Annotated in this window: 15 protein-coding genes and 1 tRNA gene; 13 read left to right on the top strand and 3 right to left on the bottom strand. The window is 70.3% G+C overall.

Translation table 11 applies throughout. The features are described 5' to 3' along the window. Positions 1 to 219: 219 nt before the first annotated feature. Entirely contained in the window at positions 220 to 1857 is a 1638-nt protein-coding gene (locus OO60_RS00845; RefSeq protein WP_003098009.1) for an ABC-F family ATP-binding cassette domain-containing protein, read from the bottom strand. A gap of 146 nt (positions 1858 to 2003) precedes the next feature. On the opposite strand from OO60_RS00845, the gene OO60_RS00835 reads away from it, so the two are divergent. The 5 genes from OO60_RS00835 (at position 2004) to OO60_RS00815 (ending at position 7558) form a co-directional block, all read left to right on the top strand. Next, positions 2004 to 2915 (top strand): PaaX family transcriptional regulator, encoded by a 912-nt coding sequence (locus OO60_RS00835; RefSeq protein ID WP_081655931.1) that lies wholly within the window; start codon positions 2004 to 2006, stop codon positions 2913 to 2915. Positions 2916 to 2917: 2 nt separating this feature from the next. Continuing rightward, complete coding sequence (locus OO60_RS00830) at positions 2918 to 3697, top strand: enoyl-CoA hydratase/isomerase family protein (RefSeq protein ID WP_033260611.1); 780 nt, start codon at positions 2918 to 2920, stop codon at positions 3695 to 3697. Between the two features lie 119 nt (positions 3698 to 3816). Next, the gene (locus OO60_RS00825; protein WP_240490760.1) at positions 3817 to 6072 is read left to right on the top strand and encodes a glycosyl hydrolase family 18 protein; all 2256 of its coding nucleotides are present in this window, start codon (positions 3817 to 3819) and stop codon (positions 6070 to 6072) included. Between the two features lie 132 nt (positions 6073 to 6204). Further along, entirely contained in the window at positions 6205 to 7368 is a 1164-nt protein-coding gene (locus OO60_RS00820; RefSeq protein WP_003098024.1) for an alginate lyase family protein, read from the top strand. 116 nt (positions 7369 to 7484) lie between these two features. Further along, positions 7485 to 7558, top strand: a tRNA-Pro gene (locus OO60_RS00815). A 108-nt stretch (positions 7559 to 7666) separates the two neighbouring features. Here the strand turns inward: OO60_RS00815 and OO60_RS00810 are convergent. Together OO60_RS00810 and OO60_RS00805 are read right to left on the bottom strand one after the other, a co-directional pair. Beyond that, complete coding sequence (locus OO60_RS00810) at positions 7667 to 8878, bottom strand: site-specific integrase (RefSeq protein ID WP_003098027.1); 1212 nt, start codon at positions 8876 to 8878, stop codon at positions 7667 to 7669. A gap of 11 nt (positions 8879 to 8889) precedes the next feature. After that, positions 8890 to 9432 (bottom strand): helix-turn-helix domain-containing protein, encoded by a 543-nt coding sequence (locus OO60_RS00805; RefSeq protein ID WP_003098028.1) that lies wholly within the window; start codon positions 9430 to 9432, stop codon positions 8890 to 8892. 117 nt (positions 9433 to 9549) lie between these two features. Here OO60_RS00805 and OO60_RS00800 point away from each other — a divergent pair, with 117 nt between their 5' ends. The 8 genes from OO60_RS00800 (at position 9550) to OO60_RS00770 (ending at position 16929) form a co-directional block, all read left to right on the top strand. Next, on the top strand, positions 9550 to 9771 hold the full coding sequence (locus OO60_RS00800) for a MerR family transcriptional regulator (RefSeq protein ID WP_003098031.1): 222 nt from the start codon (positions 9550 to 9552) through the stop codon (positions 9769 to 9771). A 284-nt stretch (positions 9772 to 10055) separates the two neighbouring features. After that, on the top strand, positions 10056 to 10877 hold the full coding sequence (locus OO60_RS45690; protein ID WP_081655932.1) for a helix-turn-helix domain-containing protein: 822 nt from the start codon (positions 10056 to 10058) through the stop codon (positions 10875 to 10877). Beyond that, positions 10874 to 11419: a hypothetical protein gene (locus OO60_RS00795; RefSeq protein ID WP_033260609.1), complete on the top strand. Its 546-nt coding sequence runs from the start codon at positions 10874 to 10876 to the stop codon at positions 11417 to 11419. The genes OO60_RS45690 and OO60_RS00795 overlap by 4 nt, the downstream gene beginning before the upstream one ends. Beyond that, positions 11416 to 11940, top strand: a complete 525-nt coding sequence (locus OO60_RS00790) for a hypothetical protein (RefSeq protein WP_033260608.1) — start codon at positions 11416 to 11418, stop codon at positions 11938 to 11940. The genes OO60_RS00795 and OO60_RS00790 overlap by 4 nt, the downstream gene beginning before the upstream one ends. Before the next feature lie 76 nt (positions 11941 to 12016). Further along, positions 12017 to 12790, top strand: a complete 774-nt coding sequence (locus OO60_RS00785; RefSeq protein ID WP_051767610.1) for a head maturation protease, ClpP-related — start codon at positions 12017 to 12019, stop codon at positions 12788 to 12790. Between the two features lie 2 nt (positions 12791 to 12792). Beyond that, a complete protein-coding gene (locus tag OO60_RS00780) occupies positions 12793 to 13584 on the top strand; it encodes a hypothetical protein (RefSeq protein WP_033260607.1) in 792 nt (263 codons plus the stop codon). Beyond that, positions 13581 to 13934 (top strand): hypothetical protein, encoded by a 354-nt coding sequence (locus tag OO60_RS00775; RefSeq protein WP_003055829.1) that lies wholly within the window; start codon positions 13581 to 13583, stop codon positions 13932 to 13934. The genes OO60_RS00780 and OO60_RS00775 overlap by 4 nt, the downstream gene beginning before the upstream one ends. A gap of 139 nt (positions 13935 to 14073) precedes the next feature. After that, on the top strand, positions 14074 to 16929 hold the full coding sequence (locus tag OO60_RS00770; protein ID WP_033260606.1) for a hypothetical protein: 2856 nt from the start codon (positions 14074 to 14076) through the stop codon (positions 16927 to 16929). Positions 16930 to 16931 lie beyond the last annotated feature (2 nt).

The following is a 16931-nucleotide window of genomic DNA, read 5'->3' as shown; positions in this document are numbered from 1 at the left end:
CTCATTTTCGAGAGCACTGCTCACAAGACCGCGAGCACCATTCGAAATCGAGAACACTGCTCAACCAAGGTGTGCGCACCAGTGCCCATCCGAGAGCGCTGCTCACAACTCCACCCAGCGCGCCGCTCCCAACCGAGAGCAGTGCTCATAACCACCCCCAGCGCACCGCTCCCAACCGAGAGCACCGCTCACCAAACCCCTACCCGACCCCCAACCCCGTCAGAGCTCGCGAACCTTCCCCGAATCGACCTCCAGCCGACGCGTCACCTGCACCGCATCGAGCATCCGCCGATCGTGCGTCACCAGCAGCAGCGTCCCCGGGTACTTCTCCAGCGCCGCCTCGAGCTGCTCGATCGCCGGCAGATCCAAATGGTTCGTCGGCTCGTCCAGCACGAGCAGATTGACCCCGCGCGCCTGCAGCAAAGCCAAAGCCGCCCGCGTCCGCTCCCCCGGCGAAAGCGTCGCCGCCGAGCGCAGCACGTGGGCCGCCTTCAGACCGAACTTCGCCAGCAACGTCCGGACCTCCGCGTCGGCGAACTCCGGCACCTCCCGCGCGAACGCCGAAGCCAGCGGAACATCCCCGAGGAACAACCGCCGGGCCTGGTCGACCTCGCCGACCACCACCCCCGGCCCCAGCGCGGAAGAGCCCGCAGCCAGCTCAACCCGGCCCAGCAGAGCCGCCAGCAGCGTCGACTTGCCCGACCCGTTCGCCCCCGTGATGGCGACCTTGTCCGCCCGGTCGACCTGCAGGTCGACCGGCCCCAGCGTGAACCCGCCCCGGCGCACCACCGCACCCCGCAGGGTCGCGACCACCGCACCCGCCCGTGGCGCCGCGGCGATCTCCATCCGCAGCTCCCACTCCTTGCGCGGCTCCTCGACCACCTCCAGCCGCTCGATCATCCGGTCGGTCTGCCGCGCCTTCGACGCCTGCTTCTCGGTGGCCTCGCTGCGAAACTTACGCGCCGCCTTGTCGTTGTCGGGCTGTTTCCGGCGGGCGTTCTTCACGCCCTTCTCCATCCACGCCCGCTGCATCCGCCCGCGCGCCTCCAGCGAGGCCTTCGTGTCGGCGTACTCCTCGTACTCCTCCTGCGCGTGCCGGCGCGCGACCTCGCGCTCCTCGAGGTAGGACTCGTACCCGCCGCCGTAGACGTTCACCTGCTGCTGCGCCAGGTCCAGCTCCACGACGCGGTCCACCGTCCGCGCCAGGAACTCGCGGTCGTGGCTGACGAGCACCGTCGCCGCCCGCAGGCCGGACACGAACCGCTCCAGGCGGGCCAGCCCGTCCAGGTCGAGGTCGTTGGTCGGCTCGTCCAGCAGGAACACGTCGTAGCGGCTCAGCAGCAGCGACGCGAGCCCCGCCCGCGCCGCCTGGCCGCCCGACAGCGACGTCATCGGCTGCTCGAGATCCACCGAAAGGCCCAGGTCAGCGGCCACTTCCGCGGCCCGGTCGTCGAGGTCGGCGCCGCCGAGGGCGAGCCACCGGTCCAGGGCCGCCGCGTACTGGTCGTCCGCGCCCGCCACGCCGTCGGTGAGCGCCGACGTCGCCGCGTCGAGGTCTGCCTGGGCCGCCGTGACGCCGGTGCGGCGTGCCAGGAACGCCCGCACCGACTCGCCCTCCCGGCGCTCCGGCTCCTGCGGCAGGTGCCCGACCGTCGCCGACGGCGGGTTCAGCCGGATCTCGCCGCTGTCCGGTTTCGCGAGCCCGGCCAGCGTGCGCAGGAGCGTCGACTTGCCGGCGCCGTTGACGCCGACCAGGCCGACGACGTCGCCGGGGGCGACGACGAGATCGAGGCCGGAGAAGAGGATGCGATCACCGTGGCCCGCGGCCAGGTCCTTCGCGACGAGAGTTGCGCTCATGAGGTAACCGAGTCTACGACCCCGCCGTGAACTGTCAGATCAAGGTCAAAACCACCGGCTGTGTGTGTCCCGTGGCGCTTTGATCACTCACTGTGGGTACCCTGTTCGGTTGTCAGTGCCGCAGCACAGTGAGGTCGGTGAACAGCATGGGCGAGCCCGCTCCCCCGGTCACCCTCGGCCGCAGGCCGAAGCCGAGGGAAGGCCGGTCGTCCGCGCCCCGGCCCACGGTGAGCCGGCGCCGGGAGGTCAGCCACGCCAGCGCGCGGTCGCTGCTGATGACCGTCCTCGGCGAGTACGCGCTGCCGCGGGACAAGCCGGTCTGGACGTCGATGCTCGTCGAGGTGCTGGGCATCCTCGACATCGAGGAGAAGTCGGCGCGGCAGGCGCTGGCCCGCTCGGCCGCCGAAGGCTGGGTGGTCTCCGAACGCGTCGGGCGCCGCGTGCGCTGGTCGCTGACCCCGCCGGGGCGCCGCCTGCTGACCGAAGGCGCCGACCGGATCTACGCGTTCGGCCGCGAAGAACGCCGCTGGAACGGGCAGTGGCTGATGCTCATCGTGTCCGTCCCGGAGGCCAAGCGCGACCTCCGGCACCGGCTGCGCACCCGGCTGACCTGGGCGGGCTTCGGCTCGCCGGTGGCCGGCGTGTGGGTCAGCCCGGACCTGTCCCGCCAGCGGGAGGCGCAGCAGATCGTCAACGAACTGGGTCTCGACGCGCAGGCGATGTCGTTCACCGCCTCCTACGGCGAGGTCGGCGAGCAGGAGTCCATGGTCGCCCGGTCCTGGGACCTGACCGAGCTGAAGGACCGCTACGAGGATTTCATCGACCGGTTCACCGGCCTGCACCCGACCGGCGGCCGGGCGGTGCTGCGGGCGCAGACCGAGCTGGTCCACGAGTGGCGGCGGTTCCCGTTCCTCGACCCGCAGCTGCCCGCCGAACTCCTCCCGGCGAAGTGGAGCGGGACGAAGGCGGCGGAACTGTTCCATCACAAACACGTCGACTGGCGCCCCGAGGCCCAGCAGTATTGGGACGACATCGTCGAAGCCGAAGAAGCAGGGTGAACATGACTCAGCAGGTCCGCCTCGATCGTGACGGCGGGCTCGCCGTCCTGACCGTCGACGCTCCGCCGTTGAACCTCTACACGGCTTCGCTGCAGTCTGCGCTCGCCTCGGCGATCGGCGAGCTGGAGGCCGAGCCCGCCCGTGCACTGCTGATCCGCGCCGAAGGCAAGATCGTCAGCGGCGGCGTCGACGTCTCGCTGTTCGACGCCCAGGGCTCGCCCGCCGAGGCGAAGGTGCTGTTCGACGAGATGCTGGCGGTGCCGGACCGGATCGCGGCACTGCCGTTCCCGACCGTCTTCGCCGCCCACGGCCTGTGCCTGACCTGGGCGTTCGAGGTCGCGGTGGCCTGCGACCTCATCCTCGCCGCCGAGCGCGCGAAGTTCGGGCTGGTCGAGAAGGTCGTCGGCCTGACGCCGACGATGGGCGGCACCCAGCGGCTCGCGGCACGGGCCGGTGCCGGCCGGGCCAAGGAGTTCGTGATGACCGGCGACACCTACGACGCCGCGACGCTCGAGCGCTGGAACGTCGTCAACCGGGTGCTGCCGGACGAGGGCTTCGACGACGCGGCCAGGGCCTTCACCCGGCGGCTGGCCGAGGGCCCGACCCGCGCCCACGCGGCAACCAAGCGCGTCCTCGAGCACTTCTCCGCCGGCGGTGTGCCCGAGGCAAATGCGCACATCACGACGATCGCCGCCGAGCTCTTCGAAACCGAAGATCTCCGCAACGCCGTGAAGTCGTTCTTGGCCGACGGGCCGGGGAAAGCGACGTTCTCGGGACGTTAACAGTCCGTTCGGACAGCGGTTTCCGCCGTTCGGGCGTGCGCGGTTCTCGCCGGACCGGGTTACATTCGATGTGGTCTAGACCACCTCGTCCCCCGCCTCGTGCCGCTTGGAGAACCGCCATGAGACGCACTCCCGCACGACTACGCTCCGCGCTCGCCGCCTTGCTGATAGCAGCAGGCGGCACCGCGGCGCTCGCGCCACCCGCCGCTGCCGCCGGTTCGCTGACCGCCACCCTGGCGCTGAGCGGCACCACCGGCACGTACACCGTCGCCAACACCGGCACCGCGTCGGTGAGCAACTGGGCCATCACGTTCACGCTGCCCGCCGGCGTCACCGCGTCGACCGGGGAAAACGGCACGGTGACACAGAACGGCACCCAGGTCACGCTGACGCCCGCGTACTACATCGCGACGCTGGCGCCGGGCCGCACGACCTACCCCTACAGCCCGACGTTCCGGCTCAGCGCGGCCGCGACGCCGACGCAGTGCCGCGTCGACAACGCCAACTGCGACGGTTCACCGGACACGCCGCCGGGCGCGCCGGCGAACCTGCGCCTGGTCGCGAAGACGACCAAGACGGTCGCACTGGCCTGGAACGCGTCGACGGCCGGTTCGCTGCCGGTCACCGCGTACGACGTCTACCAGGGCAGTTCCCTCGCCACGACGGTGACCGGCACGAGCGCCACGATCTCCGGGCTCACACCGGGCACGGCGTACTCGTTCACGGTGAAAGCCAAGGACGCCAAGGGGAACACGTCCCCGGCGAGCGCCGCGCTGGCTGTCACGACCAACAACCCGGCCGACGACACCCAGCCGCCGTCGGTGCCGACCGGGCTGCGGTCGACGGCCGCCGACTCGGGCAGCGTGTCCCTGGCGTGGACCGCGTCGACCGACAACACCGGCGTCGTCAGCTACGACGTCTACCAGGGGTCCACTTTGGCCACGACGGTGACGACGACGTCCGCCGTGGTGACCGGGCTGGCACCGTCCACTTCGTACTCCTTCACGGTCCGGGCCCGCGACGGCTACGACAACGTGTCGGCGCCCAGCGCGTCCGTCACCGCGAAGACCGGCGACATCGTGTCGGGTTACGCGAAGGTCGGGTACTTCGTGCAGTGGGGCATCTACGGGCGCCAGTACTTCGTGAAGAACCTGGAGACTTCGGGCGCTGTGGCGAAGCTGACGCACCTGCTGTACGCGTTCGAGAACATCGACCCGGTGAACCTGACCTGCCTGTCCGGCGTCACGAAGGGCACCACAGCCAACCCGCAGGACCCGAGCCAGGGTGACGGCGCCGGGGACGCCGAGGCCGACTACTCGCGGCCGTTCTCGGCGGCGCAGTCGGTGGACGGCGTTGCGGACACGGGCTGGGAGTCGTTGCGTGGCAACTTCAACCAGCTCAAGAAGCTCAAGGCGAAGCACCCCAACCTGAAGGTGCTGGTGTCATTGGGCGGCTGGACGTATTCGAAGTACTTCTCCGACGTCGCCGCCACGGACGCGTCGCGCAAGAAGTTCGTCTCGTCCTGTGTGGACACCTGGCTCAAGGGCAACATCGCGTCGTACGGCGGCGCGGGCGGGCCGGGCACCGCGGCCGGCATCTTCGACGGCATCGACCTCGACTGGGAGTGGCCGGCGAGCGGCGACGGGCACCCGGGCAACCACTGGAGCCCGAACGACAAGGCGAACCTGACCGCGCTGCTGGCCGAGTTCCGCACGCAGCTGGACGCGTACGGCGCAACGACCGGCAAGCGGTACCAGCTGCACGCCTTCACACCGGCGGACCCGGCGAAGGTCGCTTCGGGGTGGGACCTGTCGAAGGTGTTCAACTACCTGGACGTGGCGAACGTGCAGGGGTACGACTTCCACGGCTCCGGCAGCGACAACTCGTGGGAGCCGAACCGCACCGGCCACCAGGGCAACCTGTACGCCGACGCGGACGACCCGTACAACTTCCACTTCAGCGTCGAAAGCGCGATCAACGAGTACACGAACGCCGGCGTCGATCCGCGGCGGCTGACGCTCGGCCTGGCGTTCTACGGCCGCGGCTGGCAGGGCGTGGCCGACGGCGGGAAGAGCGGCGAGTGGCAGTCGGCGACCGGCGCGGCGCCGGGCCAGTTCGCCGAGGAAGCGGGCACCCGCGGGTACGCGAACCTGGTGGCGAGCGTGCCGAACTGCACGGTCCACCACGACACGGCCGCGGTGGCGACGTCGTGCTACACGGGCAACGGCGGCCAGTGGTGGACGTTCGACGACGCCTGGTCGATCGGCCTGAAGACGACGTGGCTGAAGTCGCGCGGGCTGCTCGGCGTGATGGCGTGGGAGATGTCGGGCGATACCGGCGCGTTGATGAACGCGGTGAGCGCCGGGCTCGGCTGAGAGGAGCGTTCAGCCCGCTGAACAGCGCTTGTTCAGCGGGCTGAACGCCTTTCTGGTACTTGACCAACGGTGGTCTGGACCATGACACTGAGCCGGCGCGCGCCCGAAGACACCGTCGTCTCGAGGAGAGCCATGTCCCGCTTCCGCAAGGTCTTCGTCCTGGTCCCCCTGCTCCTGGGGTTGACCGCCGCCCCGGCCCCGGCGGCCCCGGCGGCGTTCACCCACCCGGGCGTGCTGGTCAGCCGTCCGCAGCTGGACTTCGTCAAGGCCAAGGTGAAGGCGGGCGCCCAGCCCTGGAAGGCGGCGTACGACCAGGCGTCGTCGAGCTCGTACGCTTCCCTTTCCCGGACACCGAAACCGCGTGCGGTGGTGGAATGCGGCCCGTATTCGAACCCGAACTACGGCTGCACGGACGAGCGCGAGGACGCGATCGCGGCCTACACGGACGCACTGATCTGGTACATCTCGGGCGACGCTCGTTACGCCCAGAAAGCGATCGCGCTGATGGACGCGTGGTCGGCGGTGATCACGAGCCACACGAACAGCAACGCACCACTGCAGACGGGCTGGGCGGGCTCAACATGGCCGCGCGCGGCGGAAATCATCAAGTACACGTACACGAGCTGGCCGAACTCGGGCCGGTTCGCGACGATGCTGCGAAATGTCTACCTGAGCAAGGTGATCAACGGCAGCAACAGCAACGGAAACTGGGAACTGTCCATGATGGAGGCCGCAGTCGGGATCTCGGTGTTCCTGGAGGACAAGACGAGCTACGACAAGGCGGTAACACGCTACCGCAACCGCGTCGCGGCGTACGTGTACCTTTCGACGGACGGTTCGCTGCCGAAGACGGTCCCCGGCAGCGGCCTCTCGTCTCGCGACCAGATCGTGAAGTACTGGCAGGGCCAATCGACATTCGTGGACGGCCTGACCCAGGAAACCTGCCGCGACTTCACCCACACGGGCTACGGCATAGCGGCAATAGCGGACGTGGCGGAGACGCTGCGCATCCAGGGCGAGGACGTGTACGGCACGGACATCGGCACCCGCCTGCGCCAGGCACTGGGCTTCCAGTCCAAGTACCAGCTGGGCACAGCGACACCGTCGTGGCTGTGCGGCGGCCACCTGAACCTGGGCCTCGGCCCGGTGACGGAGGTGGGGTTCAACGCGCTGAACACGCGGATGGGCATCGCGATGGCGAACACCCAGACGTTGACGGAGCGCCAGCGCCCAGCGGGCTCGAACAACCTGTTCGTGGCGTGGCAGACGCTGACCCACGCGGCAAACCCGGCTTGATCTTGGCTCCGGGTCCCCTGGCCTGTTTCCGCAGGTCAGGGGGACTGGGGACCCTGGTTGCACGGGGGTTCGGGGGGCACGCTAAAGTACTTTCACGCACTCAGGGAGTGCGGGTCCGGGCTGTGGCGCAGTTTGGTAGCGCACTTGACTGGGGGTCAAGGGGTCGCAGGTTCAAATCCTGTCAGCCCGACCGGACGAACTGCAGGTCAGGGCCTCTTTCGCTACCAGCGCGAGGGGCCCTGATTCGCGTCTCGGGCCCCGATTTCTCACAAAATCTCACACACCTTGTGGATCACGGTCAGCCGAGCAGCGTGCCGAGCTGGTCGCTGGCCTGCCGCAGGTGGCTGAACTCCGGGTGCGTGTACACCCGGTCGGCGATGGTCAGGTCGCCGTGCCCGGCCCACGCCGACACGATCGGGCCCGGGACGCCCGACATGCGGAGGAACGTCAAGCACGCGTGCCGCGCGTCGTACAGGCGCACCCGCCGCACGCTGGCCGCGTCCATCAGCGCGTAGATCCGCCGCCGCAGCCAGTCCGTCCGCACCGGCTGGCCCAGCTCGTCGACGAGCACGTAGCCGCTCGCCTCGTACGCCTCACCGGCCAGCAGCCGCTCGCGAGCTTGCCGCGCCTTGAACCGCCGGAGCGCCGCCACCGACGGGGCCGGCAGCGGGAGCGTCCGGTCGCGGTTCTCGGTCTTGCCGTCCTTCTCGTCGACGACGCCGCCGCTCTCGGTCCACACGATCGTGCGGGTGTTCTCCCCCGCGATGATCGTGGGCACCTCGTCCTCGCCCTCCGGGTCGAGCGTGACGTGGTCCTCCCACTTCAGCCCGCACAGCTCGGCCGGACCCACACCCATCAGACTCAGCTGCGCCGCAGCTTCCAGGCGATGCTGACTCGCGGCCAGGTAGCCCAGGAACTGCTTCACCTCGGCCGTACTCCAGGGCTTCACCTTCTTCTGTCCCCGAACCTTCGACGGACACTTCACTGGCGCGGCGACGTTGAACTCGACCAGCCGACGCCCCGGCAACGCCGCGGCGTCGAGCGCCGACTTCAGCCGCGAGAGCGTCAGCTGCACCGTCCGCGGGGCGAGTCCGGTGCCCGTCTTGCCGCCCCGCTTCCGGCCGGACGTGAGCATCCAATCGACGAGATCCTCGACGTCCTTCGTGGACAGTCGCTGCAAGGGCAACGCCCCGTAGCGCTCGTGCACAGGCTTGAGCGCGTTCCGGTAGTTCTCGACGGTGTTGGCCTCCTTGCCGCGCGTCTCCGACCGCAGCCACTCGTCGAGGTACTCCCCCACCGTCAACTTCGACGGTGCCGCGTACACGCCGCGCCGGACCTCGTCGAGGATCTTCGAGAGCGCCTCCTCGGCTCCGCCCTTGCCGGTCTTCTTGTCGAACGTGCGGGTCACCTGCCGCCGCTTGCCGGTCGCCGGGTTCATGCCGACGTCGACGACGAACTGGTACCTGGTCTTGCCGCGCGCGGTGATCTTCTTGATCGTCGGTTGCGCCACCTACCACCCTCCTATCCTCTGCCGGGGGCCTCGTCGCCCTCGGGAGCCATCGAGCGAGCCTCTTCGTCGGCCCGCAGTGCCGCGTTGGTCAGCCGCTGCTGCTCGTGCAGCCGTTCGGGTGTCCACCATGCAGCGTTGAGCGCGGCCGCGCGGAACGTCGGAACACGCCGCATTACCTCGGCCAACTCGGCAAGGTCAGCCGGCTCTTCGAGGAACCCGGTGCCGGCAATCCATGCACGCGCTTGCCCGGCCGTGACCTCCAGTCCGGGCGGCAGCGTCACCAGCTCGTCGTCGCCGGCGTCGCCAGGAATGAGCAGATCGATCGGGTGTACGCCGAGCACGACGGCCAGGGCGAGCAGCTCGTCGACGGAGATCTCGCGCCGAGGCCGTGGCTTGTCCTCCCCCTTCGACACGCGCCGGATGCCCTCGATGTTCTCGATGGTGGAGGCGCTGATGTTCCAGCCTGCAGCGGCGCACGCGTCCACCAACTCGCGCTGCTTCATGCCTCGCGCCTCGCGGATCGCCCGGACCTGGGCGCCGACCGTTTCGCTCATCAGCCTACTAACCGTCATAAGTACGGAGACTACCGGGAATTGCACGGCGAGGGTAGACCGGGTACGCTGCCGTACAGAAGACGGGTGAATCCGTCGTAAGTACGGCAAGGAGTACCGATGGCAGCCGCCCAGCTCTCGGAGATCAAGACATGGCCGTCCACTGTGGACGTCGCGACCGCCGCATCGGCTTTGGGGATCTCGAAGTCCTACGGCTACGCGCTCGCGGCGCGCGGCGAGTTCCCGTGCCGCGTGCTCGCGGTCGGTACTCGGTATCGCGTCGTCACCGCGTCGCTGGTCGCCCTCCTCGAGGAGCCCGGCGACACGCCGCCCGCGGCCTGACGGACAGCTCCTACGGACGAGAGGCACCTCATGACGGTGTCCACAAAGGACGAGGGCCTCGGCTGCCGCGCGCAGCCGAGGCCCTCTTCGGAGGTGACGCCGGTCGCTGCCCTTGCGGTTCCCGACTTCGCCGCCAAGCGTACCGCGCGAACCCGTTGCAGCACGGGCGGTTGCCCCTGGCGTGGCGTCTGTCCGCTCCACGGTGTATCGACTGCTCGGCCGAGCGAACTCCTCGCGCGCCTCGTCCGCGAACGGCCGTACGGGCCCGGCTGGACGGTCGCCTGATGAGCTACAAGGCCGTCGCGTGGGCGCTCTACGAAGCGCCAATGCTCCTCACCGAGAAGGGCAAGCCCGACACGACCGCGCGCCTGGTGCTCGTCGCCATGGCCGAGGCCGCGCACGAGGACGGCACCAACGCGTACCCGAGCCCACTCCGGATCCACTGGGCCACCGGCCTCGACGAGCGCACGGTCAGCCGCGCGATCGCCCGGCTCGAACGCGCCGGCCTGATTCAGCAGGACGGCACCGTCCGGTCCGGCACGAAGCGCTGGACGCTCACGATCGGGCTGCGCCGCACGGACTCCTGGGAGGACTGCCAGGCCGCCGCGGAGAAGGTGCGCCGCGTCGAGTCCGACCGCCGCCAGGCTCGCCGAGTCCGCGCCTTGTCCGGGACGAAGAATCCCGGACAGCTCGCACTCGGATCGCCCAGCGAGTCGCCTACCGATCGGGACCGAGAGACGTCCGAGACGACCTATGTCCGGGACGCAGAATCCCGGCGTCCGGCACTCCGCGTCCCGGCGTCCGGGACGCAGAATCCGGATGTCCGGGACGCAACGCCCCCCGAACCAGAAGAGGAACCACCAGGGGAACCGGGGAGTGAATCCGGGGGCACGCTGCCCCCGCGCCCCCTGCGACGAGATGACCCTTCGGGCCATCTCAACGATCAGGCGAGCAAACCTCCAGTGCCGCCCGCTGACCAACCCCCGACCCCACGCAACGCACCACACGCGCGCGAGGGCCGACGACGCGCACTGTCCACATGCGAAACCCACGATCGCTACCTCGAGGCAGACGGCTCCTGCCTCGCATGCAAGGAGGCGTCATGAGCGGCCACCTCGACCGCTACGGCGAGCACCAGGACGACGACGTCGACACCACCCAGGCCGCCCACCACGAGTGCAACGACGGCTGGCTCGACGCTGACGGCGCCGTTCCCTGCCTCACGTGCCGACCGCACCTCGCGCCGCCCGCGCGCACACCGCGGCCCGCCCCCGAGGTCGCCGAGGCCGGCGCCGCCGCCGTCCGCGCCGTCCTCGACGCCCGCCCCGGCCGTCGCCGCCTCGCGGCTGACAGGCGCGCCAGCTTCCAGACTGCCCGGAACGCGGGGCTGGCGCGGCGCCACGCGTCCAAACTGGAGCACCTGCAGGCGCAGACCCTCACCGTGCCCGCCGAAGCACTCACAGAGGCGCTCAGCGCCGCGCGCTGCCCCACCTGCCAGCACCCCGCCGCGGTCAAAATCCGGCTCGACGTCGCCGCCCGCCTCGCCTGGCAGGCCGTCACGACGCACACCAAGGACTGCTCCGCTGCCCAACCCATGCACACCTGCGCACCTGAACAGGTAACGCCAACCCAAGGAGGCCAACCGTGAGCCGACCCGACGCCGCCGAACAGATCGAGGTCGCCCGCCGCCGGAGCCAGGCCATCGCGCTGCGGTCCCAGGGCCGTACGTGGGCCGCCATCGCCGACGAACTCGGCTACTCCGACAAGGGCGCCGCCTGCAAGGACGTGACGCGGGCTCTCGATGCGGAACGGCGCGAGCTGGCCGAGACGGCTGATCTCCACCGCGCCGAGCAGGTCGAGCTGCTCGACGAGCTGACGCGCCGCGCGTTCGAGATCTTGGACAAGGACCACCTGACCGTCTCGCACGGCCGCGTGGTGCGCCTCGGCCAGCCGTACGTCACCGAGCAGGGCATCGCCGAGATCGACCAGAACGCCGGCGCCCCGGTCCTCGACGACGGCCCCAAGCTCGCCGCGATCGACCGCCTGCTCCGGATCGCCGAGCGGCGCGCGAAGCTCCTCGGCCTGGACCTCCCGGTGAAGCAGGCGATCGAGCACACGGGGTCCGTGAACTACCTGATCAACGGCGTCGATGTCAGCCGGCTCACGTGACGCCGCATCAAGTGAAGCCGCCGCAACCAGCCGAAACACAAGGCCCCTCACGGGTTTCTCACGGGAAGGCACACCGATGACACACCACCTGCGACGGCCCCGACCGGTCGTCGCGCTCCGCCGCCCGCCGGCCATGCAGCGGGTGCGCGAGCAGCTCAGCGCCAAGGCCACCCCGCGCCGCTGGTTCTCGATCAAGAACGCGGGCGGCAGCACCGCCGAGGTCTACATCTACGACGAGATCGGCTGGTACGGCGTGACCGCCGCGGACTTCACCGCCGAGCTCAACGCGCTCGGCACGATCTCGAAGATCAACCTTCACGTGTCCTCCCCCGGCGGCGACGTCTTCGATTCGGTGGCGATCTACAACAGCCTCCGCCGCCACCCGGCCACCGTCACGACCTATGTGGACGGTCTCGCCGCTTCGGCCGCCTCGTACATCGCGATGGCCGGCGACAAGGTCCTCATCGAGCCGAACGCGACGTTCATGATCCACGAGGCCAGCGGCATCTGCCTGGGCAATGCGGCGGACATGCGCGAGACCGCGACCCTCCTCGACCGGGTGTCCGACACCATCGCCGGGATCTACGCGGCCGCCGCGGGCGGCACCGCGGCCCAGTGGCGCGCCGCGATGAAGAAGGAAACCTGGTACACCGCCGAGGAATCCGTGGCCGCCGGGCTGGCCGACGCCGTGCTCGACGAGGCCACGCCTCGCGGCAACGGCAACACCCAGCTGCAGGAGTTCGCCGCCCGGCTGGAGTGGCAGAAGCTCACGGCCGGCCTGCACCAGCCCACCACCGACGACCTACTCAAGAAGCTCGCCGCCACCGGCGTGCCCCGGAAAGGAAAGTGATCATGCCCATCACCGAACTCGACATCGAGACCGCGCTGCTCGAGGTTGACGAGGCCGCCGCCGACGTGGCCGCGGCCGAGCATCTGCCCATGGGCCCGGCCGCCGGACAGGCGTGGGCCAGCGCCCAGGGCCGTCTCCGCCACGCCACCACCACGCACGCCCGGCTCGTCGAGCAGCGCGCGGAGGAGCTGGCCGCACAGGAGCGGTTCGCCGCCGCCGAGGCCGCGGCCGCCAAACGCCTCACCGCGATGGGGAAGGAGCTGGACGCCAGCCGCGACAAGCTGGCCAAGGCGTTCGCGGCCGCCCAGGCTGGCCTCGTCGCCATGCTCGACGCCGCGCACGAGCACAACGACCTCCGCAAGGCCGCCGCCCGGGAGCTGTTCGCGGCCGGCCTGGGCGTGGCGGACGGCGACAACGACCACGAGAGCTGCGCGACGCAGCATGGGCAGCTTCGCGTCCGGGGCGCGTGGTGGCTCGACGTGGACCCGGCGCGGCTGCTGGCGCTGCTGACCGCGCGGGTGTCGGTGACGCGCGTCGGCGCGCCGGTCGGCGGCGCGGCGGTCGAGCTGCGGCGCATGGTCACGGTGCTCGGCCTGGCCAACCGGCAGGATCTCCGCCTCGAGGAGATTCCGCTGCCGGACAGCGTCGTCGCGCCGACGCAGCTGCCGCGCGCCGCCGAGGTGGTCGAGCGGCGCCCCGTTGGCGCATCTGACTGGGACCGGCGCCAGTTCGAGCACCGCCAGCGCGAGGACGACGACCTGCGTCGCCTGATGAACCAGGAGAGCCGATCGTGACGACGACGCTCGATCTCACCGAGTTCCGCGGCTGGCCGGCCGCGGACCGAGCGGCGTTCTGCCGCGCCTTCGTCAAGGCGACCGGCCAGTACCGCGGTGGCATCGCGTCGGTGATCGACCAGGTCATCGGCGCGTTGAGCCCGGCGACGGCGAACACCGTGGAGATCGACACGTCCGGCGTGCAGGCGCGCAACGCCGCGTCCGCGTGCGCGGTCCTGCTCAACTTCGGCGGCATCTCGCCGGGCCCCGCGCAGCCACTGCCGGCGTTCCGGACGTTCGTGAAGACGCTGCTTGCCGCCGACGTGGCGGTCTCCGCGGCGTACAAGGCGGCGGGCTACCCGACGCCGTGATCCGGGTGGCGGCGGAGGCATTCCGCGCCGGGCCCGCCGCCACCCAACGCTGTGAGAAACCCGTGAGACGGGACAAAAACCACCAGGTCAGCAGCCGCGCCGCACGGCCTCACTTGACCACCGAAGAAGGGCGGACGGCGTGAGCAACGACGTGCGAATCCAAGTCCACTGGGACGACAAGGACGGCGACCGGTTCGCCAAGTCCACAAAGGACAAGGCGAAGCGGGCCGGTGAACAGGCGGGCACCGAGTTCGAGGGCACGTTCAAGGGCAAGCTCGGCCCCGCGGGCGAGAAGGCCGGCCAGGCCGCGGGCGACGGCCTGGAGAAAGGCCTGCGCGACAAGAGCCGCCGGGCCGGAAAGTCCGTTGAGGACGAGATGGGGCGGGTGGCGAAGCGGTCGAACAACGCGTTCGACGCCGCCAAGTTCACGGCCCTCTCCGTGGGGCTCCCCGCTGCGGCCGGGGCCGGTGCTGCAGGCGCGGGGGTTGCGCTGGCCGCCGTGCCGCTCCTGTTCGCCGGCGTCGGCGCGGCCGCGCTGAAGGGCAACGCGCAGGTCGAGGGCTCGTTCATGGCGCTGAAGAACCGCGTCGTCGGCGACACGCAGGCGATGGCCGACGTGCTGGCCGGGCCGGTATCCGGTGCGGCTGACCAGCTTGGCGCGTCGTTCAACCGGCTGCGGCCGCAGATCCAGTCCGCGATGGCCGGCTCGGCGCCTGCCGTGCACGAGCTGACCGGGGCCGTCACCGACTTCGCGGAGAACGCCATGCCCGGCATGGTCACCGCGGTCAAGTCCTCCGAGCCCGCGCTGCGCGGGCTGCACTCGTTCTCCTCGCAGGCGGGCAAGGGGCTCGGCGACTTCTTCACCAACGTGTCGGCCGGGTCGGAGGGCGCCGGGCAGGGCCTCATGATCCTCGGCGGCACCGTTGGCAAGCTGGAGGGCCGCCTCGGCACGCTGTTCGCGAACCTCGCGAACGGCAGCGCCGGGCCGCTGCGGTCGCTCGACGTGGTCGTGGACCAGGTGACCGGCAGCCTGGTCGACCTCACCGCCCAGGGCTCCGGTGCGATGGGGTTCCTGCAGGGCTTCACCTCCGCCGGGTCCGGCCTCGCGACCGTCCTGCGCGGAGTCTCGTCGCTGGTGTCGACGCTGCCTCCCGGCGTCACGCAGTTCGCCGGCACGCTCGGGGCGACGTCGATGGTCGCGTCGAAGTTCGGGCTGGACGCCGGCGCCGCGTTCGAAGGGCTCGGCGGGAAGATCAAGGCTGCCGAGGGCGTCGGCGGCAAGCTCAAGACCACGATCATGGGCCTCGCCGAAGGCGGACTCAACCCGGCGACGCTCGCCGTCGGCGCGCTCGGCCTGGGCCTCAGCGTCCTCGGCCACGAGCAGGAAGTCGCCGCGCGGTACGCCGCGGAGCACGCCGCCGGAGTGCAGCGCCTCACGGCCGCGATCCGCGAAGACGGCGGCGTCCTGGGTGAGCACACCAAGCAGGCCAACATCGACGCCCTCACAACGAAGAACGCGGCCGCGAACCTCGCCAGCTTCGGCCGGAACATGGGCGACGCAAAGCTCGCGATCGAGGGCAACACCGACGCCTACGACCGGCTCAACTACTCGGCCCGCGCCCGGCTCGACCAGATCGCCAAGTCCGTCTACCTCACCGACCAGGACCGCAACGCCCTGAAGGACTTCGGTAGCCAGGCCCTGGCCACCGGCAAGAACTACGACGAGATGAGCCAGGCCGGCGGCCGCGGTGCCGAGGTCGCGGCCATGCTCGGCGACGCCACGAAAAACGGCGTCGCGGCGGTGATCAACGCCAATGGCGCGATCGGCGCGCAGATCCAGCAGCAGAAGGCCGCCTACGAGTCCTACCTGCAGTCCGAGGGCGCGCTGACCGGGCTGGCTGAGGCGCAGATCAAGGCTCGCGACGCGACCGCCGAGCACACCCAGTCGATCTACGAGCAGGTCAACGCGTCCCTCGGGTTGCGTGGCGCGCAGATGAACACGAAGCAGGCGCTCGACGACTACAACACCGCCCTCAAGAGCGGCAAGGAGGACGACAAGGCCGCGGCGCTGTTCCGGCTGGAGCAGGCGTGGCAGGCCGAGCTCTCCGCGGTCGAGAAGAACACGGAGGCGCACTCGCAGGCGGCGACGCCGGAGGGCAAGCACGCCGAGGGGATGGCCGCCATGAACTCGCGGGCGGTCGAGCTGGCCAACACCTTCCGCGGCACGCTGCCGGCGTCGCTGGCGGAGACGATCGGGCGGATGAGCGCGACCGAGGCCAAGGCCGCGGGCGTCACGGTCGCGATCGACGGGACGGGGAACGCCGTGTACCGGCTGCCGAACGGGAAGTTCGTCAGCATCTCGACCGACGCGGGCCGGGCCGCTGCTCAGATCGAGTACGTGCAGCAGCAGATCAACGCCCTGCACAGCAAAACGGTCAGGATCACCGTGGAAACGGCCTACGGCACCAGCGGCAAGGGCGCCAGCATCACCGGTCCGTACGTCGCCCGCGCCAAGGGCGGCATGGTCGGTTACGCAGGGGGCGGCCAGATCATGTCCGTGCCCCGCTTCGCTGGCGGTGGCTTCCGCGCCTTGGACGTGACCGCGGGCGGCCTGATGCAGGGCGCCGGTACCGGGACGTCCGACAGCCTCCTAGCGATGTCGTCGGCGGGCCTGTTCCGCGGCTCGGCGGGCGAGTTCGTCGTCCGGGCCAGCCAGACCCGGAAGTTTCGGCCGCTGCTGGAAGACCTCAACAACGGCGTGAACGGCTTCGCCGGCAGCGGGATGGCGACCGGCAGCGCCGGTTTCTCGTCCGCGTGGGGCCCGACGTCGAGCGCCGCGCCACCTGCGGTACCCAGCGGTCCGGCCTCGGCCACGACGTCCAAGGTCGAAATCACGCTGAACATCACCGGCGGGGACCGCGATATGCAGGAGATGATCCGTAAGTGGGTTCGGGTCGACGGTGGCGGCAACGTCCAGGTCGCGTTCGGGAGGTGACC

The organism is Amycolatopsis vancoresmycina (assembly GCF_000716785.1).
In the GTDB taxonomy this organism is placed as follows: Bacteria; Actinomycetota; Actinomycetes; order Mycobacteriales; family Pseudonocardiaceae; genus Amycolatopsis; species Amycolatopsis vancoresmycina.
This window is presented reverse-complemented; position numbering and strand designations above follow the sequence as displayed.

Excerpts from the sequence above, each read along its gene's own strand:
- OO60_RS00845 (WP_003098009.1), bottom strand. The coding sequence starts at position 1,857 with ATGAGCGCAACTCTCGTCGCGAAGGACCTGGCCGCGGGCCACGGTGAT.
- OO60_RS00835 (WP_081655931.1), top strand. The coding sequence starts at position 2,004 with ATGGGCGAGCCCGCTCCCCCGGTCACCCTCGGCCGCAGGCCGAAGCCG.
- OO60_RS00830 (WP_033260611.1), top strand. The coding sequence starts at position 2,918 with ATGACTCAGCAGGTCCGCCTCGATCGTGACGGCGGGCTCGCCGTCCTG.
- OO60_RS00825 (WP_240490760.1), top strand. The coding sequence starts at position 3,817 with ATGAGACGCACTCCCGCACGACTACGCTCCGCGCTCGCCGCCTTGCTG.
- OO60_RS00820 (WP_003098024.1), top strand. The coding sequence starts at position 6,205 with ATGTCCCGCTTCCGCAAGGTCTTCGTCCTGGTCCCCCTGCTCCTGGGG.
- OO60_RS00805 (WP_003098028.1), bottom strand. The coding sequence starts at position 9,432 with ATGAGCGAAACGGTCGGCGCCCAGGTCCGGGCGATCCGCGAGGCGCGA.
- OO60_RS00800 (WP_003098031.1), top strand. The coding sequence starts at position 9,550 with ATGGCAGCCGCCCAGCTCTCGGAGATCAAGACATGGCCGTCCACTGTG.
- OO60_RS45690 (WP_081655932.1), top strand. The coding sequence starts at position 10,056 with ATGAGCTACAAGGCCGTCGCGTGGGCGCTCTACGAAGCGCCAATGCTC.
- OO60_RS00795 (WP_033260609.1), top strand. The coding sequence starts at position 10,874 with ATGAGCGGCCACCTCGACCGCTACGGCGAGCACCAGGACGACGACGTC.
- OO60_RS00785 (WP_051767610.1), top strand. The coding sequence starts at position 12,017 with ATGACACACCACCTGCGACGGCCCCGACCGGTCGTCGCGCTCCGCCGC.
- OO60_RS00780 (WP_033260607.1), top strand. The coding sequence starts at position 12,793 with ATGCCCATCACCGAACTCGACATCGAGACCGCGCTGCTCGAGGTTGAC.